This window comes from Amycolatopsis australiensis, from assembly GCF_900119165.1.
GTDB classification, from domain to species: Bacteria; Actinomycetota; Actinomycetes; order Mycobacteriales; family Pseudonocardiaceae; genus Amycolatopsis; species Amycolatopsis australiensis.
Genome location: NZ_FPJG01000006.1, coordinates 7,242,170 through 7,258,920, shown reverse-complemented (window position 1 = coordinate 7,258,920; position 16,751 = coordinate 7,242,170). Strand labels below are relative to the sequence as shown.

Here is a 16,751-nt window from a genome sequence, read left to right as displayed (position 1 = left end):
GGCGGACATGGCTGAGCGCAAGGGAATGATCGGCGTCGACGTCGGCGGCACGTTCACCGACATCGTCTCGATCACCGGCGGCCGGATCGAGACCGTCAAGGTGGCCACCAACGTCACCGAAAGCTACAAGGCCGTGCTGGAGGGAGCGTCCGAAGTGGACGTCGCCGCCGCGGCCGCGTTCAACCACGCCAGCACGCACGGCCTCAACGCGATCATCACCCGGCGGCTGCCCAAGATCGCGTTCCTGACCACCGAAGGCCACCGCGACATGCTGGACATGGCGCGGGCGTGGCGGCCGGCCGAGGCCAACACCGATCCCCGCTGGCACCGCAGCTTCGGCGACGTGACCGCCCCGGTGGTGCCGCGCTACCTGCGCCGCGGCATCCGCGAGCGCCTCGGCGCCGACGGGTCGGTGGTGATCCCGCTCGACGAGGAGCAGGCCCGTGAGGAACTGCGGATCCTGGCCCGCTGCGGGGTCGAGGGCGTCGCGATCTGCCTCCTCAACTCCTATGTGGATGGAAGCCACGAACGGCGCCTGCGGGAGCTGGTCGCCGAGGAGATCGGGGACGTCGCGTGCTCGATCTCGAGCGAGGTCTCGCCGCTGGCCCGCGAGTACCCGCGGGCCTCGACGACCGTCGTCGACGTCCTGATGAAGCGCATCTACGGCCCCTACACCCGGGAACTGGCCGCCGGGCTGACCGGCCTCGGGTTCACCGGGGACCTGAACTTCGCCGACTGCGCCGCCATGCTCGCCCCGGTGGACGTCGCGATGCAGCGGCCGTCCCGGATCGTCTTCTCCGGCCCCGCCGCGGGGACGGTCGCGTGCGCGCACCTGGGCGAGCTGATCGGCGAGCCGAACCTGATCTGCACCGACATCGGCGGCACCTCCAGCGACATCAGCGTCGTCACCGGCGGAAAGCCGTTCGTCAACACGACGTTCGAGCTGGAGCACGACCTGATCGTGAACACACTCTCGAACGAGATCGTGAGCGTGGGCGCCGGCGGCGGCAGCATCGTCAGCATCACCCCGACCGGCGAGGTGAAGGTCGGCCCCGAGAGCGCGGGCGCCGATCCCGGGCCGGCCTGTTACGGCCGCGGCGGCGAGCAGCCCACCACCACCGACACGTTCCTGATGCTGGGCATCCTCGATCCCGACCGGTTCGCCGCCGGACGGTCACGGCTGGACCCCGGCCTCGCCCGGGCCGCCTTCGAGAAGCTCGACACCCAGGCGACCCTGGCCGAACGCGTCCGGTTCGCCTACCGGATGGCGCTGAACAACGTCGCCGAAGGCATCGTCGACGTCCTGGTCAAGAACGGCGTGGACCCGCGAGACCACGCGATGGTCGCCTACGGCGCGGCCGGGCCGATGATGCTGCCCGGACTGCTGGAGCAGATGCACGTCAAGAGCGTGATCGTGCCGCCGCACCCCGGGCTGTTCTCGGCGCTGGGCCTGGTCAGCGCCGACCAGGTGTACGCCGACAGCCGCACCGCGTATGCGGTCCTCACGCCCGACGCGGCGGACGAGATCGACGCCGTCTACGCGGGCATGGAGGAGGCGATGACGCGCGCTCTGGGCGAGGACGCCGAGCGCGTCACGTTCACCCGCTCCTTCGACGGCCAGCTCATGGGGCAGGTCTGGGAGACCCCGTTCGTCGAGGTGCCGAACGGGAAGATCACCCCGGAAGCCGTCGAGACGATGATCGCCAACTTCCACGACGGCTACGAACAGCGCTCCGGCAACCGCTTCGAGGGCATGCCGGTGCAGGGCGTCACCTACCGCCTCACCGCGGTCGTGCCCACGCCGAAGGTCGAGTACCCGGAACCGCCGGCCCGGCCCGCGGGGGAATCCGCCGAGCCGGTCGGCACGATCACCATCCGGTACCTGGAAGAGACCGACCTGAGCGCCGGCGAGTACGAGCGCGACAGCCTGATGCGCGGCGACGTCATCGAGGGCCCGGCGGTGATCCGGGAACCGATGTCGACCACGTTCGTGCCGCCGGGCCTGACCGCGACCGTCGGCCGGATCGGCGAGCTCGTCATCACCCGCGTCGAAGGAGCAGGGAAATGAGCACGACATTGCTGCGGGACCTGACCGACGAGGAGTTCCTCGACCGCTACGACTGCGACCGGTTCACCGCGTCGGTGCTGGCCAACCGGCTCCGGTACTCGGCGCAGCACGTCACCACCGGTCTGCTGCACCGCGCCTTCTCACCGATCATCGCGCTCTGCTACGACTTCGCGGCCTGCGTCTGCGCGCCGCCCGAGCAGGACTACGCGATGAGCGCGGTGACCAACGGGTTGTCCATCTTCCTCGGCACCATGTCCGCCGGCGTGCGGATCGCCGTCGAGGAGTTCGGGCCCGAAAACCTGGTGCCCGGCGATCTGCTGATCTGCAACGACGTCTATCGGATGGGTAACCACTACAACGACGTCTGCTTCATCCGGCCGGTGTTCCACGACGGGAAGATCGCCAGTTTCATCGCGTTGCGGGCGCACCAGCTCGACGTCGGCGGCATCGCCCCGGGCGGGTTCTCCGCCGCCAAGCACAACATCTACGAGGACGGCCTCTCGATCAGCCCGCGGTTGCTCTACCACGCCGGGAAACCGGTGCGGGAGACGTTCTCGCTGATCTTCGACAACGTGCGGATGGCCGAGCTGATGCTGCCGGACTTCCACACGATGCAGAGCTGCTGCGCGCTCGGCGAGGGGCTGATCCAGGAGATCATCGGGCGCTACGGCATCGAGGCGTACCTGGGCAGCCTGCGTTACGCCTGCGACGCCTCCGCCGAGAGCATGCGGCAGGCGTTCGCCTCGATGCCCGACGGTGACTACTCCGCGAGCGGTTCCCTCGACGCCGACGGCGTCGACGACAGCGAGGAATACACGGTCGCCCTCACGCTGCGCAAGCGCGGGGAGCGGCTGGAAGCCGACTTCAGCGGCTCGTCCCGGCAGGCCCGCACCTGCATCAACGCGGGCGCGCTCGACGCCAAGACCGCCGTCGGTGTCGGCCTGAAGATGTTGCTGTCGCCCGAAAGCGAGTTCACGTCCGGCACGTTCCGCGACGTCGATCTCGTGATCCCGGCCGGGTCGATGGTCAGCGCGCTGCCCCCGGACGGCGCGGTCTTCTGCTACTACGAGGTTTCCGCCCTCATCAACACGGTCCTGTGCCGGGCGCTGGGCTCGGTCCTCGGCGAAGCCGCGCTCGGCGGCGACTTCGGCGCGGCCTACGTGCACAACGCGTACGGTGTCGGTCCCGACGGCACGCCGTGGATGTGCTCGGCCATGGCCGGCGGCGAGCACGGACCGCGAGGCGGGTCCAGCGCGGGTGACGGCGACGGCTTCTCGTGCAGCTACATCTTCAACCTGATGTCGCCGTCGAGCGAGTCCCTGGAGGCGGACTTCCCGCTGCGGATCATGCGGCGGGAGTTCCTCCCCGACACCGCCGGGCCGGGCGCGAACCGCGGCGGCGCCGCGGTCGCGAAGGACGTCCTCTACACGCAGCCGGGCCAGCACCAGACCATCCCGCTGCGGTTCCGCCACGCGAGCGGCGTCGGCGTGCGCGGCGGGGGTGACGGTGCGCTCGGCGGCGTCTGGGTCTTCGGCCGGGACGGCGCCCCGACGAGCGGCCCGGAGACCCTGCTGCCCACGGACGAATCCGCCTACGCCGCGGCGGTCGCCGTCGCGGGCACCCTGGATCCCGTGACGCGGGCCCCGCAGGTGGGCGGCGAGTTCTTCTACTACGGCCGGGATCCGGGCTGGGCCACCCAGGCCGGTGCGACCTGGCGGTACGTGACCAACGGGGGCGGCGGCTGGGGCGACCCGCTCGACCGCGACCCGCAGTCGGTCCTGCGCGACGTCCGCGACGAGTACGTGACGCTCGCGGCCGCCGAGCGGGAGTTCGGGGTCGTGATCACCGGCGACCCGCACGCCGATCCGGAGGGTCTCGTGCTCGACGAGGCCGCCACGGAGAAGGTACGGGCCGCGCGGCGATGAGTTCCCGGTCTCCGGCACCCGCGGGTGCCGGAGACCGGGGCTCGCTAGAGGTTCTCGGCGAAGAAGCTCTCGAGCTTCGCCACGGCCTGGTCGACGTACTTCGGCTGGTCGTAGAGGTCGTAGTGGCTCGCGCCCTGGACCACGAAGATGTCCTTCTTGGCCGAGCGGGCCCGGTCGAACAGCTCGAAGCCGTCCCGGTAGGACCCGAACGCGCCCGGCACGTCGCCGACGATGACCTGCAAGGGCTGCGTCAGCAGCACTTCGGCCAGGTGGAAGGCGTCGAAGCCGACTGCCGCCTCCAGGCCGGAGAAGCGCAGCTTGTTGGGCGAGCCGGGCTGCTGGCCGCGGGGCGTCCGGTAGTACTCGACGGCGTTGACGATGTCGACGTCGGTGACCCCGGCCTTCTCCCGCTCTTCCGGCGAGGACGGGATGTAGGTCGTGATGTGCGGCTCGGCACCGCGCGCTTCCGCCGTCCGCTGCCTGCCGATCGCTTCGAGCGTGGCCACGGCGGCGTCCGGGCTCAGGTCGCCTTCGCGCATGAGCCGCCCGTAGTTCGCCGCGACCACCGTGCCCAGCGCCTTGATCCGGTGATCGGTCATGGTCGCGTTCGCCGCGTAGCCACCGCCGCCGCAGATGCCCACGACGCCGATGCGGTCCTCGTCGACGTAGTCCAGGGTCACGAGGTAGTCGACCGCGCAGCGGAAGTCCTCGACGCGGGTGGCGGGGTCTTCCAGGTAGCGCGGTTCACCCCCGCTCGCGCCCTGGTGGGAGGCGTCGAAGGCGAGCGTCACGTAGCCCAGCGCGGTCAGCCGCTCGGCGTAGATCGCGCCGGACGTCTGCTCCTTGCAGCTGCTGATCGGGTGGGCGCAGATGATCGCCGGGTACTTCTTCGCCGGGTCGAAGCCCTCCGGGACGCGGATGTCCGCGGCGACGTCCCAGGTGCGGTTCTTGAAGGTCACTGATTCCACGGTGTCTCCTTCCGGGTCACGCGGTCAGGTGCTCGCCGAAGAAGCCGGTGAGCTTGGCGACCGCCGGGGTGACGTACTGGTCCTGGTCGTAGAGGGCGACGTGGGTGGCGCCGTCGATGACGAACAGTTCCTTGGGTTCGTCGGCCTTCTCGATGGCTTCGCGGCTGAAGTAGCCGGTGTCGGCGTCCGAGCCGATGATCATCAGCAGCGGGCGCGGGGCGATCAGCTTGATCATCGCGTAGGAGTCGTACTGGGCGATCTGGTCGATGCTGCGCAGCGGCCACTCGTTCGTGGAGTTGGCGTGCCCGCCCCGCGGGGTGCGGTAGTAGTCCTGGGCCTCGCGGTACAGGGTCGGGGCTTCCTCGAGGCCTTCGGGGCTCTCCGGCGCCCAGTTCTGCACGGCCGGGGCTTCGCCGCGGGCTTCGGCGGTGCGCAGGGCACCGGCCTGGTCGAGCATGGCTTGCAGGACCTCGGGGCCCTGGGTGCGGCCGAGGCCTTCGACCAGCAGGCTGCGGATGTCGACGGCGCTGACCGTGGCGACCGCCTTGATCCGGTGATCGGTCTGCGCGGCGAACGGGACGTACCCGCCGGACGCGCAGATGCCCAGGGCGCCGATCCGGGTGGGGTCGATGTCGTCGCGGGTGGTCAGGTAGGTGACCGCGGCCCGGACGTCCTCGGCGCGTTGGAACGGGTTCTCCAGCCCGCGCGGCTGGCCTTCGCTTTCACCCTGGTACGCGGCGTCGAACACCAGCGTCGCGAAGCCTTCGCGAGCCAGGCGCTCGGCGTAGATGCTCGCGGTCTGCTCCTTCACCCCGCCGCCGGGGTGGGACACGACGACGGCGGGCAGCGGGTCGCCGGTGTGGTCGTCGGGGGTGAACAGCAGACCGGCCAGGGCCAGCCCGGCACTGGGAAAGGTGACGTTCGTCTTCATTGCTTCAGCTCTTCTTTCGCGACGGCGAATTCGTCGGCCGGAGTTCGTGTCGCCCGGCCTCGCCATCGAGGCTCACACGGGCGGCGGACGCCCACAATGGGCCGGATCCAGCCTGGGACACGATTGGCCCCGGCAACCACGGTCCGGCTCTGCGACACTGGGTTCATGACCACCGACGACCACGCGGGAGAACTGGGGGAGTTCCTCAAGGCCCGCCGGTCCGAGGTCAGCCCGCGGATGGCCGGGCTGCCCGAGACCGGCACCAAGCGGCGGGTGAAAGGCCTGCGCCGCGAAGAAGTCGCGATGCTGGCCGCGATCAGCACCGACTACTACACCCGCATCGAACAGGGCCGGCGGCCGGCTTCCGCGCCGGTGCTCGACGTCCTGGCCCGCGTCCTGCGCCTCGACGACGCCGAACGCGAGTACCTGTTCGAACTGGCCGGAAAGGACGCTCAGCGGCCGCGTCGCCGGACGGCCCAGACGGTCCAGCCGCAGTTGCGGCGGCTGCTCGACGAGCTGACCACGAGCCCCGCGTTCGTCCTCGGCCGGCGCATGGACATCCTGGCCTGGAACCGCATGGCCGCCGCGCTTCTGATCGATTTCGCGCAGATTCCGGAGAAGCGGCGGAACTACGTGTGGCTGCTGTTCTCCGAGCCCGCGTTCAAGGCGCTGCACGCGGACTGGGCGCCGATGGCCCGCACCGCCGTGGCGATGCTCCGCATGGAAGCCGGCCGGAACCCGCACGACCAGCGGATGGCCGCGCTGGTCGGTGAGCTGTCCGTCCGGCACGAGGACTTCCGCCGGTGGTGGGGCGACCACCACGTCACCGCCCGCGAGCGGGGCAGCAAGCTCCTGCGGCACCCGGTCGCCGGTGAGCTGACCCTCGACTGGGACGCGCTCACCTGCGCCGGTGATCCGGAGCAGCAGCTGGTCGTCTGGACCGCCGAGCCGGGCACGCCGTCCCACGACGGCCTGCGGTTCCTGTCGTCGTGGGCGGCGAGCGGCGATCGGTCCTCAGCGGATCGGTGACGCCTGCACCGTCGCAGTCACGGATGCCGTTCCCGCGCGGGTCCGGCCGCCCGGTGTCGTCAGACCCCCTGCGTGGCGGGTTCGCCGGTCACGGACGCCGCGCTCTGGCCGGACTTGCGGTGTTCACGCAGCAGAAGACCCGCGACGACCGAGACGAGCGCGGCGCCGCCGTTGTAGAGGGCGATGGTCGTCCAGCTGCCGGAGGCCGTGAACAGGGCCGCGGAGATGAGCGGGGCGAACGAGCCGCCGATCACCGCTCCCACGCCGTAGGCGACGGCCATCGCGCTGTAGCGGATGGACGCGGGGAACGCGTGGGCGAAGAACGTGGGCTCGGCGGCCGAGTTGGCGCTGACCGCGAGGAACAGCAGCAAGCCGCCCGCGACCATCGGCAGGTAGCTGCCGGTGCCCAGCAGCGGGTAGAACGCGAACGGCGTGAGGACCAGGGCGATCGCCGACACCACGAACGTCCGCCGGGCACCGAACCGGTCGGCGAGCACGCCGAAGAACGGGGTGCTGAAGATGTAGACCGCGGTCAGGATCAGCAGGATCGACAGCAGGGTCGTCTTCGGCTGGTGCAGCACGCCGGTTCCGTACGTCAGTGAATAGACGGTGACGACGTAGAAGTTGACGTGGGTGCCCAGGCAGCAGAGCATCACCAGGATCATCGGCTTCCAGCCCCGCTTGACCGCGTCGAACAAGGGCACACGCTTCACCGCCCGCGCGTTTTCCACCCGGACGAACTCCGGGCTCTCCTCGAGCCGGAACCGGATGTAGAGGCCGACGATGACCAGTACCGCGCTGAGCAGGAACGGCAACCGCCAGCCCCAGCTGAGGAAGGCGTCACCGGGGAGCCGGCCGAGCAGCAGGAACAGCAGATTGGCCAGCAGCAGACCCCAGCCGGCGCCGGAGTTGACGAACGCGCCGGCCAGCCCGCGGCGCTTCTGCGACGAGCTTTCGATGCTCATCAGGAAGCCACCGGCCTGTTCGCCGCCGAGCGCGAGGCCCTGGAGCAGCCGGCACAGCACGAGCAGCACCGGGGCCAGGACACCGATCCGGTGGTAGGTCGGCAGCAGCCCGATCGCGACGGTGCCCACGCCCATGAGCATCATCGTCACGAACAGGACCCGCTTGCGGCCGATGCGGTCGCCGAGGTTGCCGAACACCGCGGCGCCGATCGGGCGCATCAGGAAGGCGATCGCGAAAGTGGACAGCGAGAGCAGGACTCCCGCGGCCGGTTCGACCTGGGGGAAGAACAGCTTGCCGAACACCAGTGAGGCGGCGACTCCGTAGACGAGGAAGTCGTAGTACTCGACGGTGGTGCCGACCATGCTCGCGACCACGGCCCGGCGGCCGGAGGATCGGGGTGCGGGCGGGGATTCCGGCGTCGTCATCGAACGCCCCTCTCCGGGTGGGGGTGCGGCGGGAAAAGCGAATTGCGGTGCAGCGTAAGCAGGACCACAGGGGCGATCAATTCGGAGTTCCCGAACCGCCGCTTCGGATTTGCGCAATAGGATTGCCGTGGCGGTCCGCGTAACATCCGGCTGATGGGAGAGTGCACGGAAACATCGAATTCCGGTGGGCCGCTGGCCGGGGTGCGGATCGTCGAGCTGGGGGGTGTGGGACCGACCCGGTTCGGCTGCATGCTGCTGGCCGACCTCGGCGCCGACGTCGTGCGCGTCGAACGCCCGCCCGGCTACGACGGCGGCGCTCCCATCGACCCCCGCCACGACCTGATGAACCGCGGCCGGCGCAGCACGACCATGGACCTCAAGCACCCGGCCGCGGCCGGCGCCGTCCTCCGCCTGGTCGAGCGGGCCGACGCGCTGGTCGAGGGCTTCCGGCCGGGCGTGGCCGAGAAGCTCGGGCTCGGCCCGGACGAGTGCCGGGCGGCCAACCCCGCGCTCGTCTACGCCCGGATGACCGGCTGGGGGCAGGACGGGCCGCTGGCCCGCGCGCCCGGCCACGACGTCAACTACATTTCGCTGACCGGTGTCGTGCACTCGATCGGCGAGGCCGGCGGCCCGCCGGTCATCCCGCTGAACCTGGTCGGCGACTTCGGCGGTGGCGCGCTCTACCTTGCCCTCGGGGTGGTGTCGGCCCTGCTGGAGAGCCGCCGGTCGGGGCAGGGGCAGGTCGTGGACGCGGCGATGGTCGACGGGTCGGCGTCCCTCATGACGGCGTTGTACGGTTTCCGCGCGGCCGGGTACTGGAGCGACGAGCGGGGCACGAACCGGCTCGATTCCGGCGCGCCCTGGTACCAGGTCTACGAAACGAAGGACCGCGGCTGGATCAGCATCGCCGCCAACGAGACCCGGTTCTGGCGGGCCACCCTCGACCTGCTCGGCTTCACCGAGGACGAACTGCCGGACCAGCACGACCGCGACCGCTGGCCGGAGGTCAGGGACCGCTTCGCCGCGGTCTTCCGCACCCGGACCCGCGACGAGTGGTGCGCCCTGGCCGAGGGCCGCGAGGTGTGCCTGACGCCGGTGCTGTCCATGGCGGAGGCGCCGGCGCACCCGCACCTGCGTGCCCGGGGGACGTTCGTCGAGGTCGACGGCGTCGTCCAGCCCGCGCCCGCCCCGCGGTTCAGCCGCACCCCGGGCGCGATCCGGTGCCCTCCGGAGGCGCCCGGCCACGAGGTGCTCGCCGACTGGGGCTTCTCGGCGGACGAGGTGACGGCCCTGCGGGCCGCCGGCGCGCTCGGCTGAAACCGGTTCGGTTCCGGCGAACCGGCGATTCGGGAATCATCAATTGGCTTGCCGGTCCGGCCGGATTAGCCTTGGCGAAACCGCGATGGGAGCACGAATATGTCCGCGAATTTCCTGAACGAGTCGCAGGCGGCGTGGCTCGAAACCGTGAACGACTTCATGGACAACGAGATCACCGTCGAGTATGTGCGCAACTGCGACTTCGAGCGCCGGTATCCGTACGAGGCCTACGACAAGATCGCCGCGCAGGGCTGGCTCGGCATCCTCATCCCGGAGTCCGAGGGCGGCTCCGGCGGGGACATCTTCGACTACTCGCTGATGGCCGAAGGCCTCGGCAAGTTCGGCTTCGACTTCGCCTGCTCGGTGCTCGTGCCGACCTTCACCGCGATGAACATCGTCAAGTACGGCACCGCCGAGCAGAAGGCACGTTACGTCAAGCCGTTCATCGACGGGCAGATCCGGTTCTCGGTGTCGATCTCCGAGCCGGACGCCGGTTCGGACGCGGCGAACACCAAGACCCACGCCCGTCAGGACGGAAACGGCGACTGGATCGTCAGCGGCTCGAAGCTGTGGTGCAGTGGCGCGGCGGCGAAGGACACGGTCATCGCCATGCTGGTCCGGACCGGCAAGGACGACAAGCACGGCGGCCTGTCCGTCCTGCTGATCCCCAACGACACCCCCGGTCTGGACATCCGGAAGCTCCCGACGCTGTCGCGGCACGCGACCGGCACCACCGAGATCTTCCTCGACGAGGTCCGCGTGCCGGCCGACGCGCTGCTCGGCGAGGTCGGCCAGGGCTGGAAGATCATCACCGAGCACCTGGAGCTGGAGCGCTGCGCGGTGGCCGCGGCCTACGTCGGCAACGCGCAGGAGGCCGTCGACAACGCGAACCGCTACGCCCACCAGCGGACCCAGTTCGGCAAGCCGATCCGCGAGTTCCAGGTGCTCAAGCACATGCTGGCCGAGAACCAGACGCGCGTCGACGCGGCCCGGCTGCTCTGCTACCGCGCCGCGAAGATGAAGGCGGACAACCTGCCCGCCGCCCGCGAGACGTCGATGGCCAAGCTGTACGGCTCGGAAACGCTGAAGGCGTGCGCGCTGGACGGGATGCAGATCCTGGGCGGCTACGCGAACCTGCCCGAGGGCGACATGGAGCGCTACCTGCGCGAAAGCGTCCAGTCGACGATCGGCGGCGGCACCTCGCAGATCCAGCGCACGATCATCGCGAAGTCGATGCGCCTGCCCGCCTGACATCCGGAAAGGACGGATCAATGGAGATCAACAACCGCATCGACCTGCCCTACGACGAGCTGGAGGTCGGGCAGACCTTCCGCTCCGGCGGCCGCACGGTGACCGAGGCCGACGTCGTCAACTACTGCGCGCTGACCGGCAACTGGATCGAGATCCACTCGAACAGGCACTACGCCGAGCAGACCCGCTTCGGCAAGCGCCTCGTGCAGGGCTCGCTGACGTACTCGATCATGACCGGCCTGATCCAGTTCGGCCCGTCCATCCAGGCCAACTACGGCATCGACAACCTCCGCTACCTCAAGCCGGTGGCGATCGACGACACCCTCTACGTGGTGGCCGAGGTCGTCGCGAAGAAGGAGAAGGACGACAAGTACGGCGTCACGACCTTCCTGATGAAGGCGCTCAACCAGGACGGGTACGTGGTCCAGCGCAGCGAGTGGAGCCTGCTGATGCTGCGCCGCCGCGAGGATCTCGAAGCGCTGCTGGCGGCATCGCTGCCCGCGGAGCGGCCATGAGCCCGGTCGCGGCGATCGTCGGGATGGGCGACGCCTACGCGTCGAAGGCCGACCGGAAGGATCCGCTGCAGCTGGCCACCGAGGCGACCGTCGCCGCGCTGGCCGACGCCGGGATCGGCAAGCACCAGGTGGACGCGGTGTTCACCGGACGCTCGCCGTGGGCGGACAAGCGGTCGCAGTGGAGCAACATCTTCATCTCGCACCTGCAGATGCCGGTCACGCTGAACAGCGAGATCACCCTCCACGGCGCCGGCCTGACCTCGACGATCGCGGTCGCCGCGCAGATGATCGCCGCCGGCGCCGCCGAGTACGTGCTGTGCGTGCAGAGCGACGCGACCGAACTGTTCGTGGACGCCGTCGCGATGGGTTCGGAGGCCGACTCCGACCCGCAGTTCGAGGTGCCATACGGGCCGACGATCCCGTCGCTCTACGCCCAGGCCGCACACCGGTACTTCCGCGAATTCGGGCTGACCGAAGAGGATCTGGCCGACGTCGTCGTCGCCGACCAGAGCTGGGGTGCGCACCACCCGCACGCCGCCAAGCGCAAGCACGGCGAGATCGACCGGGAAACGGTGCTGTCGTCGCCGTACGTCGCGACGCCGTTGCGGCGGTGGATGTGCTCGACCTGGGGCGGCGGCACCGGCGGCGCGCTCGTCGTGACGTCACCGGAACGCGCGAAAGAAGCCCGTGATCCGGTGTGGGTACTGGGTTACGGCTCGGCGACCACGCACGAGTACCTCACCGACCGGGTGAACATGCGCGACGGCCGGTTCGCCGGGCTCGGCGAGTTCCCGAACCTGACGCACACCGCGACCGTCGAGGCGGCCCGGCAGGCGTACGCCCGCTCCGGGCTGACACCGTCCGATGTGGACATGGTGCAGATGTCGGTGAACTTCGCGCACATGGGCCCGATCATCATGGAAGACCTGGGATTCGCGAAGAAGGGCCACGGGATCGACGTCTACCGCGAGGGCCGGACCGGTGCCGACGGCGACCTGCCGACCGACACCAACGGTGGCTGGCTGTCGTTCGGCCAGCCCGGGATCTCGTGCAACATGGACAGCCTCGTCGAGGCCGTCCGCCAGCTGCGCGGGACCGCGCTCGGCCGCGCACCCGCGCGGCGGCCGCGGACGGTCCTGGTCCAGGGCGCGGGCGGCATGCTGGCCGCCGCGGGCGTGGTGCTGCTGTCCGGCGACGACTCGGGGAGGCCGTGATGTGGCCACAGCCCTACCGGCTGCTCGACGCCGAGCCCTACTGGGCGGCGCTCGAAGAGCAGCGGCTCACGTTCCAGCGGTGCGGAGACTGCACCGAAGTGGTGTGGCCGGCCCACTCGTACTGCCCGCATTGCTCCGCGCGATCGTTGACGTGGGAAGAGTCGAGCGGACGCGGCACGGTGTGGTCGTTCAGCACGGTCATGCGTGGCCCGACGCCGGTGTGGGCCGCGATCGTGCCCTACACCGTCGGGTTCGTCGAACTGGCCGAGGGCTACCGCCTCTTCAGCCAGATCGAGGCGGAGCCGGACACCGTCGAGATCGGCATGCCCGTCGAGGCGCGGTTCGTCCGGCGCGGGGCCCAGACGCTCCCGGTGTTCGCGCCGGTGCCGGAGGGATGACATGACCGGACCGCTCGACGGCGTGCGGATCCTGGATCTGACGTCGAACTTCATGGGGCCGTACGCGTCGCTCCTGCTGGCGGACATGGGCGCCGACGTCGCCAAAGTGGAATCCCCCGAGGGGGACACCACGCGCGGCGTCGGCCCGCACCGCCATCCCGGGATGGCCGCGATCTTCCTGCACCTCAACCGGAACAAGCGCAGCCTGGTCCTGGACCTGAAGCACCCCGGCGGACGGGCCGCGCTGCTGCGCCTGCTGCGGTCCGCGGACGTCCTGCTGCACAGCCTGCGGCCGGCGGCCATGCAGCGCCTGGGCCTGTCCTACGCCGAAGTCCGGGAGATCAACCCGCGGCTGGTGTACTGCGGGTGCTTCGGATTCGGCCAGAACGGCCCGTACGCGGCGAAGCCCGCCTACGACGATCTGATCCAGGCCGCCGTCGGCATGCCGGTGCTGCAGAGCCGCGGACAGGGGGAGCCCGCGTACGTGGCGACCGCGATCGCGGACCGCGTAGTCGGGATGGCCGCCTCGTCGGCGGTCGCGATGGCGTTGTACCACCGGGAACGGACCGGGCGCGGCCAGGAGGTCCAGGTGCCGATGTTCGAGACGTTCGCGCACTTCGTCCTCGGCGACCACCTCTACGGACACACCTTCGTGCCGCCGATCGGGAACTGGGGGTACGCCCGGATGATGAACGCCGATCGCCGGCCTTACCGGACGCTCGACGGCTACCTCGGGGTCAACATCTACACCGACCGGCACTGGCAGCGGTTCTTCACCGCGGTCGGCCGGGCGGACCTGGCCGCGGATCCCCGGTTCGCCGGCATCCACGGCCGCACCGAGCACATCGGCGAGCTGTACGCGTTCCTCGCCGAGGTGTTCGCCACGCGGTCCACCGGCGAGTGGCTGGAGCTGCTGACCGAGGCCGACATCCCGGCCATCCGGATGCACACGCCGGAGACGGTGCTCACCGACCCGCACCTGACCGAGGCCGGGTTCTTCACCGAGGAGGACCACCCCTCGGAAGGCAGGCTGCGCACCATCGGCATTCCGCAGCAGTGGAGCGAAAGCACCCCCGAACTGCGGTACCCGGCGCCGCGGCTCGGCGAGCACACCGAAGACCTGCTGCGGGAATCCGGTTTCGGCGACGACGAGATCGGCGAGCTGGTCGCCTCGGGCGCGGCCCGGATCGGAGTGCGTCATGACGCGTGAACTGCCCCTGACGGGCATCGTGGTGGTGGAGCTGAGCGACAGCGCGTCCGCTCCGTTCGCCGGCAAGATCCTGGCGGAGCTCGGCGCCGAAGTGTGGAAGGTGGAGCGCCCGGCCGGCGACTCCGCGCGGGGGTGGGGGCCGAGCCAGTGGAAGGGCGACGGAGCCGCGTTCCACGCGCTCAACCGGGGCCGCCGCTACCTGAGCCTCGACATCAAGGACCGCGAGCAGCTCGCGACGCTGCACCGGCTGATCGCCGAGCGCGCCGACGTCTTCCTGCACAACCTGCGGCCCGGCACCGCGGCCCGGTACGGGCTGGACGCGGAGAGCCTGCGGGTGACCAAGCCGGAGCTGGTCCATTGCGAAATCGGGGCGTTCGGCAAGGCCGGGCCACTGCGCGAACTGCCCGGCTACGACCCGCTGATGCAGGCGTTCGCCGGGATCATGGACATCACCGGCGAGGCGGACGGCGCACCCGTGCGCGCCGGGGTGTCGATCGTGGACTTCGGGACCGGGATGTGGGCGGTGATCGGCGTGCTGGCCGCGCTGCACCGCCGGCACGTGAAGCACACCGGCGCCACCGTGGACGCCTCCCTGCTGGAGACGGCGATCGCGTGGATGTCCGTCGGCATCGCCGGGTACGAGGCCGACGGCAACCCCGGCGGGCGGCACGGGTCCGGGGTGGCGTTCATCGTCCCCCACCGGGCGTTCGCCACCGAGGACGGCGCGTTGATCGTCAGCTGCGCCAACGACCCGCTGTTCGCCCGGCTGGCCGCCGCGCTCGATCACCCGGAATGGGCGGCCGATCCGCGCTTCGCCACCAACGCCGCGCGGCTGGCGAACCGGACCGAGATCGACCGGTTGATCGGGGAACGCCTCGCCACGGGCACCAGGGCGCACTGGCGGCACCGCCTGGAGGCCGCGGGGATCCCCTGCGCCCCCGTCCAGACAACGGCCGAACTCGTCGCACACGAACAGACCCGGGAACTCGGCATCATCGGCAGCCCGGAAGCCGGCGAGATCGGCGTCGTCGGGCTCCCGCTGTCCTTCGACGGCATGCGGCCGCCGCCGCTGCACGCCGTGCGCGAAGTCGGCGCGGACAACGAACTGCTCGGCTCGGTCCTGCCGACCCGGGCCTGACTCCCCGCAGGAGGAAGAACGTCATGGCAGCCCCGTATTCAGCGAACCACTGGAGCGCGATCGAATCCGCGCCACCCGAGCAGGCGAGGGCCGTGCAGGACGAGCGTCTCCGGGAGCAGGTCGCGTACCTCGCCGAGCGGAGCGCGTTCTACCGGCGGAAGTTCGCCGAAGCCGGCGTGGACCCGGCGAAGGTCCGCACGGTCGAGGACCTGGCGGAGTTTCCGTTCACGGAGAAGCAGGAGCTGCGCGACAGCCTGGCGGCGTCGCCGCCGCTGGGTACGCACGTCGCCGCGGAGGACATCGTCCAGATCCAGGCTTCCTCGGGCACCACCGGCAGCCCGTCCTACGTGGGCCTGACCGCGAGCGATGTGACGACCTGGTGCGAGCTCGGCGCCCGGGCCCTGTACGCCAACGGGTTCCGGCCGGGCGACCGGCTGCTGCACGCGTTCGGGATGAGCAAGGGCTTCGTCGGCGGCCTGCCCATCGTGCAGATCCTGCAGTACATGGGCATCGTGGACATCCCGATCGGCGCCGAGGCCGGCGCGGAACGGCTGCTGCGCGTCCAAGCCGACCAGCGGCCGAACGCCCTGATCGGCACCCCGTACTTCCTGGCCTACCTGGCCGAGCAGGCGCCCCGGATCGTCGGGCGGGCCGCGCGGGACCTCGGCGTCCGGGTGATCAGCGTCGGCGGCGAACCCGGCGGCGGCCTGCCCGCGGTCCGCGAGAAGCTGGAGACCCTGTGGGGCGCGACATCGCGCGAAATGCTCGGCGGCACCGACATCGCCTGCACCTACTGGGGTGAATGCGAGGCCGCCGACGGCATGCACTTCCTGTCCCCGGACCTGATGGTGGCCGAGCTGATCGACCCGGACACGGGCGAGCAGGTCGCCCCGGTGGCGGGGGCGCGGGGAGAGCTCGTCTACACCGCACTGCGGCGGCAGGCGTCACCGCTGCTGCGGTTCCGGACCCGCGACCACGTCGTCGTCACCGGCACCGGCTGCTCCTGCGGCCGGACCGGCTACAAGATCCGCTGCGTCGGCCGCACCGACGACATGCTCATCGTCCGCGGCATCAACGTCTTCCCGTCCGCCATCAAGCAGCTGGTCGCCGAACTGACCTCGGGCGAACTGCGCATCCGCCCCGATTTCGACGGGCACTCCACCCAGCAGTCGCTACCGGTCGTGGTCGAACACCCCGACCCCGCCGACACGCGGCTGCCCGCCGTCCTCGAAGAGCGGATCCGGTCCGCGCTCAACGTCAAGACGACCGTCACCCTCGTCCCGGAGGGCACGCTCAAGCGGCCCGACCACGTGAAGGTGAACCTGGTCGAGCGGGTCGCGCCCGCCTGAGTTGTCGGCCGCCGGTCGAAGAGGTTGAATCCGGGAAGGAGGTGGTC

14 protein-coding genes are annotated in these 16,751 nt (G+C 70.5%); 11 read left to right on the top strand and 3 right to left on the bottom strand.

Annotated features, from left to right (window positions below):
- The first annotated feature begins 7 nt into the window (after positions 1-7).
- Positions 8-2,068, top strand: a complete 2,061-nt coding sequence (locus tag BT341_RS34785; RefSeq protein ID WP_245805224.1) for a hydantoinase/oxoprolinase family protein — start codon at positions 8-10, stop codon at positions 2,066-2,068.
- The gene (locus BT341_RS34780) at positions 2,065-3,993 is read left to right on the top strand and encodes a hydantoinase B/oxoprolinase family protein (protein WP_072480257.1); all 1,929 of its coding nucleotides are present in this window, start codon (positions 2,065-2,067) and stop codon (positions 3,991-3,993) included. The genes BT341_RS34785 and BT341_RS34780 overlap by 4 nt, the downstream gene beginning before the upstream one ends.
- Before the next feature lie 44 nt (positions 3,994-4,037).
- Here BT341_RS34780 and BT341_RS34775 read toward each other — a convergent pair whose 3' ends face one another.
- On the bottom strand, positions 4,038-4,961 hold the full coding sequence (locus BT341_RS34775; RefSeq protein ID WP_072480256.1) for an alpha/beta hydrolase: 924 nt from the start codon (positions 4,959-4,961) through the stop codon (positions 4,038-4,040).
- Between the two features lie 16 nt (positions 4,962-4,977).
- Positions 4,978-5,892 carry an alpha/beta hydrolase gene (locus tag BT341_RS34770; RefSeq protein ID WP_072480255.1) on the bottom strand — a complete coding sequence of 305 codons (915 nt, stop codon included), beginning with the start codon at positions 5,890-5,892 and terminating at the stop codon, positions 4,978-4,980.
- Positions 5,893-6,057: 165 nt separating this feature from the next.
- On the opposite strand from BT341_RS34770, the gene BT341_RS34765 reads away from it, so the two are divergent.
- A complete protein-coding gene (locus tag BT341_RS34765) occupies positions 6,058-6,921 on the top strand; it encodes a helix-turn-helix domain-containing protein (RefSeq protein WP_072480254.1) in 864 nt (287 codons plus the stop codon).
- 59 nt (positions 6,922-6,980) lie between these two features.
- Here BT341_RS34765 and BT341_RS34760 read toward each other — a convergent pair whose 3' ends face one another.
- A complete protein-coding gene (locus BT341_RS34760; protein ID WP_072480253.1) occupies positions 6,981-8,312 on the bottom strand; it encodes an MFS transporter in 1,332 nt (443 codons plus the stop codon).
- 153 nt (positions 8,313-8,465) lie between these two features.
- Here BT341_RS34760 and BT341_RS34755 point away from each other — a divergent pair, with 153 nt between their 5' ends.
- The 8 genes from BT341_RS34755 to BT341_RS34720 all read left to right on the top strand — a co-directional run bounded on the left by BT341_RS34755 (position 8,466) and on the right by BT341_RS34720 (position 16,704).
- Entirely contained in the window at positions 8,466-9,629 is a 1,164-nt protein-coding gene (locus BT341_RS34755) for a CaiB/BaiF CoA transferase family protein (RefSeq protein WP_072480252.1), read from the top strand.
- 99 nt (positions 9,630-9,728) lie between these two features.
- Positions 9,729-10,880: an acyl-CoA dehydrogenase family protein gene (locus BT341_RS34750; RefSeq protein WP_072480251.1), complete on the top strand. Its 1,152-nt coding sequence runs from the start codon at positions 9,729-9,731 to the stop codon at positions 10,878-10,880.
- Between the two features lie 20 nt (positions 10,881-10,900).
- Entirely contained in the window at positions 10,901-11,395 is a 495-nt protein-coding gene (locus tag BT341_RS34745; protein WP_072480250.1) for a MaoC family dehydratase, read from the top strand.
- Positions 11,392-12,609, top strand: coding sequence for a thiolase family protein (locus BT341_RS34740; RefSeq protein ID WP_072480249.1), 1,218 nt, complete (start codon positions 11,392-11,394; stop codon positions 12,607-12,609). The genes BT341_RS34745 and BT341_RS34740 overlap by 4 nt, the downstream gene beginning before the upstream one ends.
- The gene (locus BT341_RS34735; RefSeq protein ID WP_072480248.1) at positions 12,609-13,007 is read left to right on the top strand and encodes a Zn-ribbon domain-containing OB-fold protein; all 399 of its coding nucleotides are present in this window, start codon (positions 12,609-12,611) and stop codon (positions 13,005-13,007) included. Before BT341_RS34740 ends, BT341_RS34735 begins: the two co-directional genes overlap by 1 nt.
- 1 nt (position 13,008) lies before the next feature.
- Positions 13,009-14,217, top strand: a complete 1,209-nt coding sequence (locus tag BT341_RS34730; RefSeq protein ID WP_072480247.1) for a CaiB/BaiF CoA transferase family protein — start codon at positions 13,009-13,011, stop codon at positions 14,215-14,217.
- Positions 14,207-15,355, top strand: coding sequence for a CaiB/BaiF CoA transferase family protein (locus tag BT341_RS34725; protein ID WP_072480246.1), 1,149 nt, complete (start codon positions 14,207-14,209; stop codon positions 15,353-15,355). Before BT341_RS34730 ends, BT341_RS34725 begins: the two co-directional genes overlap by 11 nt.
- 23 nt (positions 15,356-15,378) lie before the next feature.
- The gene (locus BT341_RS34720) at positions 15,379-16,704 is read left to right on the top strand and encodes a phenylacetate--CoA ligase family protein (protein ID WP_072480245.1); all 1,326 of its coding nucleotides are present in this window, start codon (positions 15,379-15,381) and stop codon (positions 16,702-16,704) included.
- Positions 16,705-16,751 lie beyond the last annotated feature (47 nt).

Coding starts and splice junctions, on each gene's coding strand:
- BT341_RS34730 (WP_072480247.1), top strand. CDS start 13,009: ATGACCGGACCGCTCGACGGCGTGCGGATCCTGGATCTGACGTCGAAC.
- BT341_RS34740 (WP_072480249.1), top strand. CDS start 11,392: ATGAGCCCGGTCGCGGCGATCGTCGGGATGGGCGACGCCTACGCGTCG.
- BT341_RS34750 (WP_072480251.1), top strand. CDS start 9,729: ATGTCCGCGAATTTCCTGAACGAGTCGCAGGCGGCGTGGCTCGAAACC.
- BT341_RS34720 (WP_072480245.1), top strand. CDS start 15,379: ATGGCAGCCCCGTATTCAGCGAACCACTGGAGCGCGATCGAATCCGCG.
- BT341_RS34770 (WP_072480255.1), bottom strand. CDS start 5,892: ATGAAGACGAACGTCACCTTTCCCAGTGCCGGGCTGGCCCTGGCCGGT.
- BT341_RS34760 (WP_072480253.1), bottom strand. CDS start 8,312: ATGACGACGCCGGAATCCCCGCCCGCACCCCGATCCTCCGGCCGCCGG.
- BT341_RS34755 (WP_072480252.1), top strand. CDS start 8,466: ATGGGAGAGTGCACGGAAACATCGAATTCCGGTGGGCCGCTGGCCGGG.
- BT341_RS34765 (WP_072480254.1), top strand. CDS start 6,058: ATGACCACCGACGACCACGCGGGAGAACTGGGGGAGTTCCTCAAGGCC.
- BT341_RS34745 (WP_072480250.1), top strand. CDS start 10,901: ATGGAGATCAACAACCGCATCGACCTGCCCTACGACGAGCTGGAGGTC.
- BT341_RS34780 (WP_072480257.1), top strand. CDS start 2,065: ATGAGCACGACATTGCTGCGGGACCTGACCGACGAGGAGTTCCTCGAC.
- BT341_RS34735 (WP_072480248.1), top strand. CDS start 12,609: ATGTGGCCACAGCCCTACCGGCTGCTCGACGCCGAGCCCTACTGGGCG.
- BT341_RS34725 (WP_072480246.1), top strand. CDS start 14,207: ATGACGCGTGAACTGCCCCTGACGGGCATCGTGGTGGTGGAGCTGAGC.
- BT341_RS34785 (WP_245805224.1), top strand. CDS start 8: ATGGCTGAGCGCAAGGGAATGATCGGCGTCGACGTCGGCGGCACGTTC.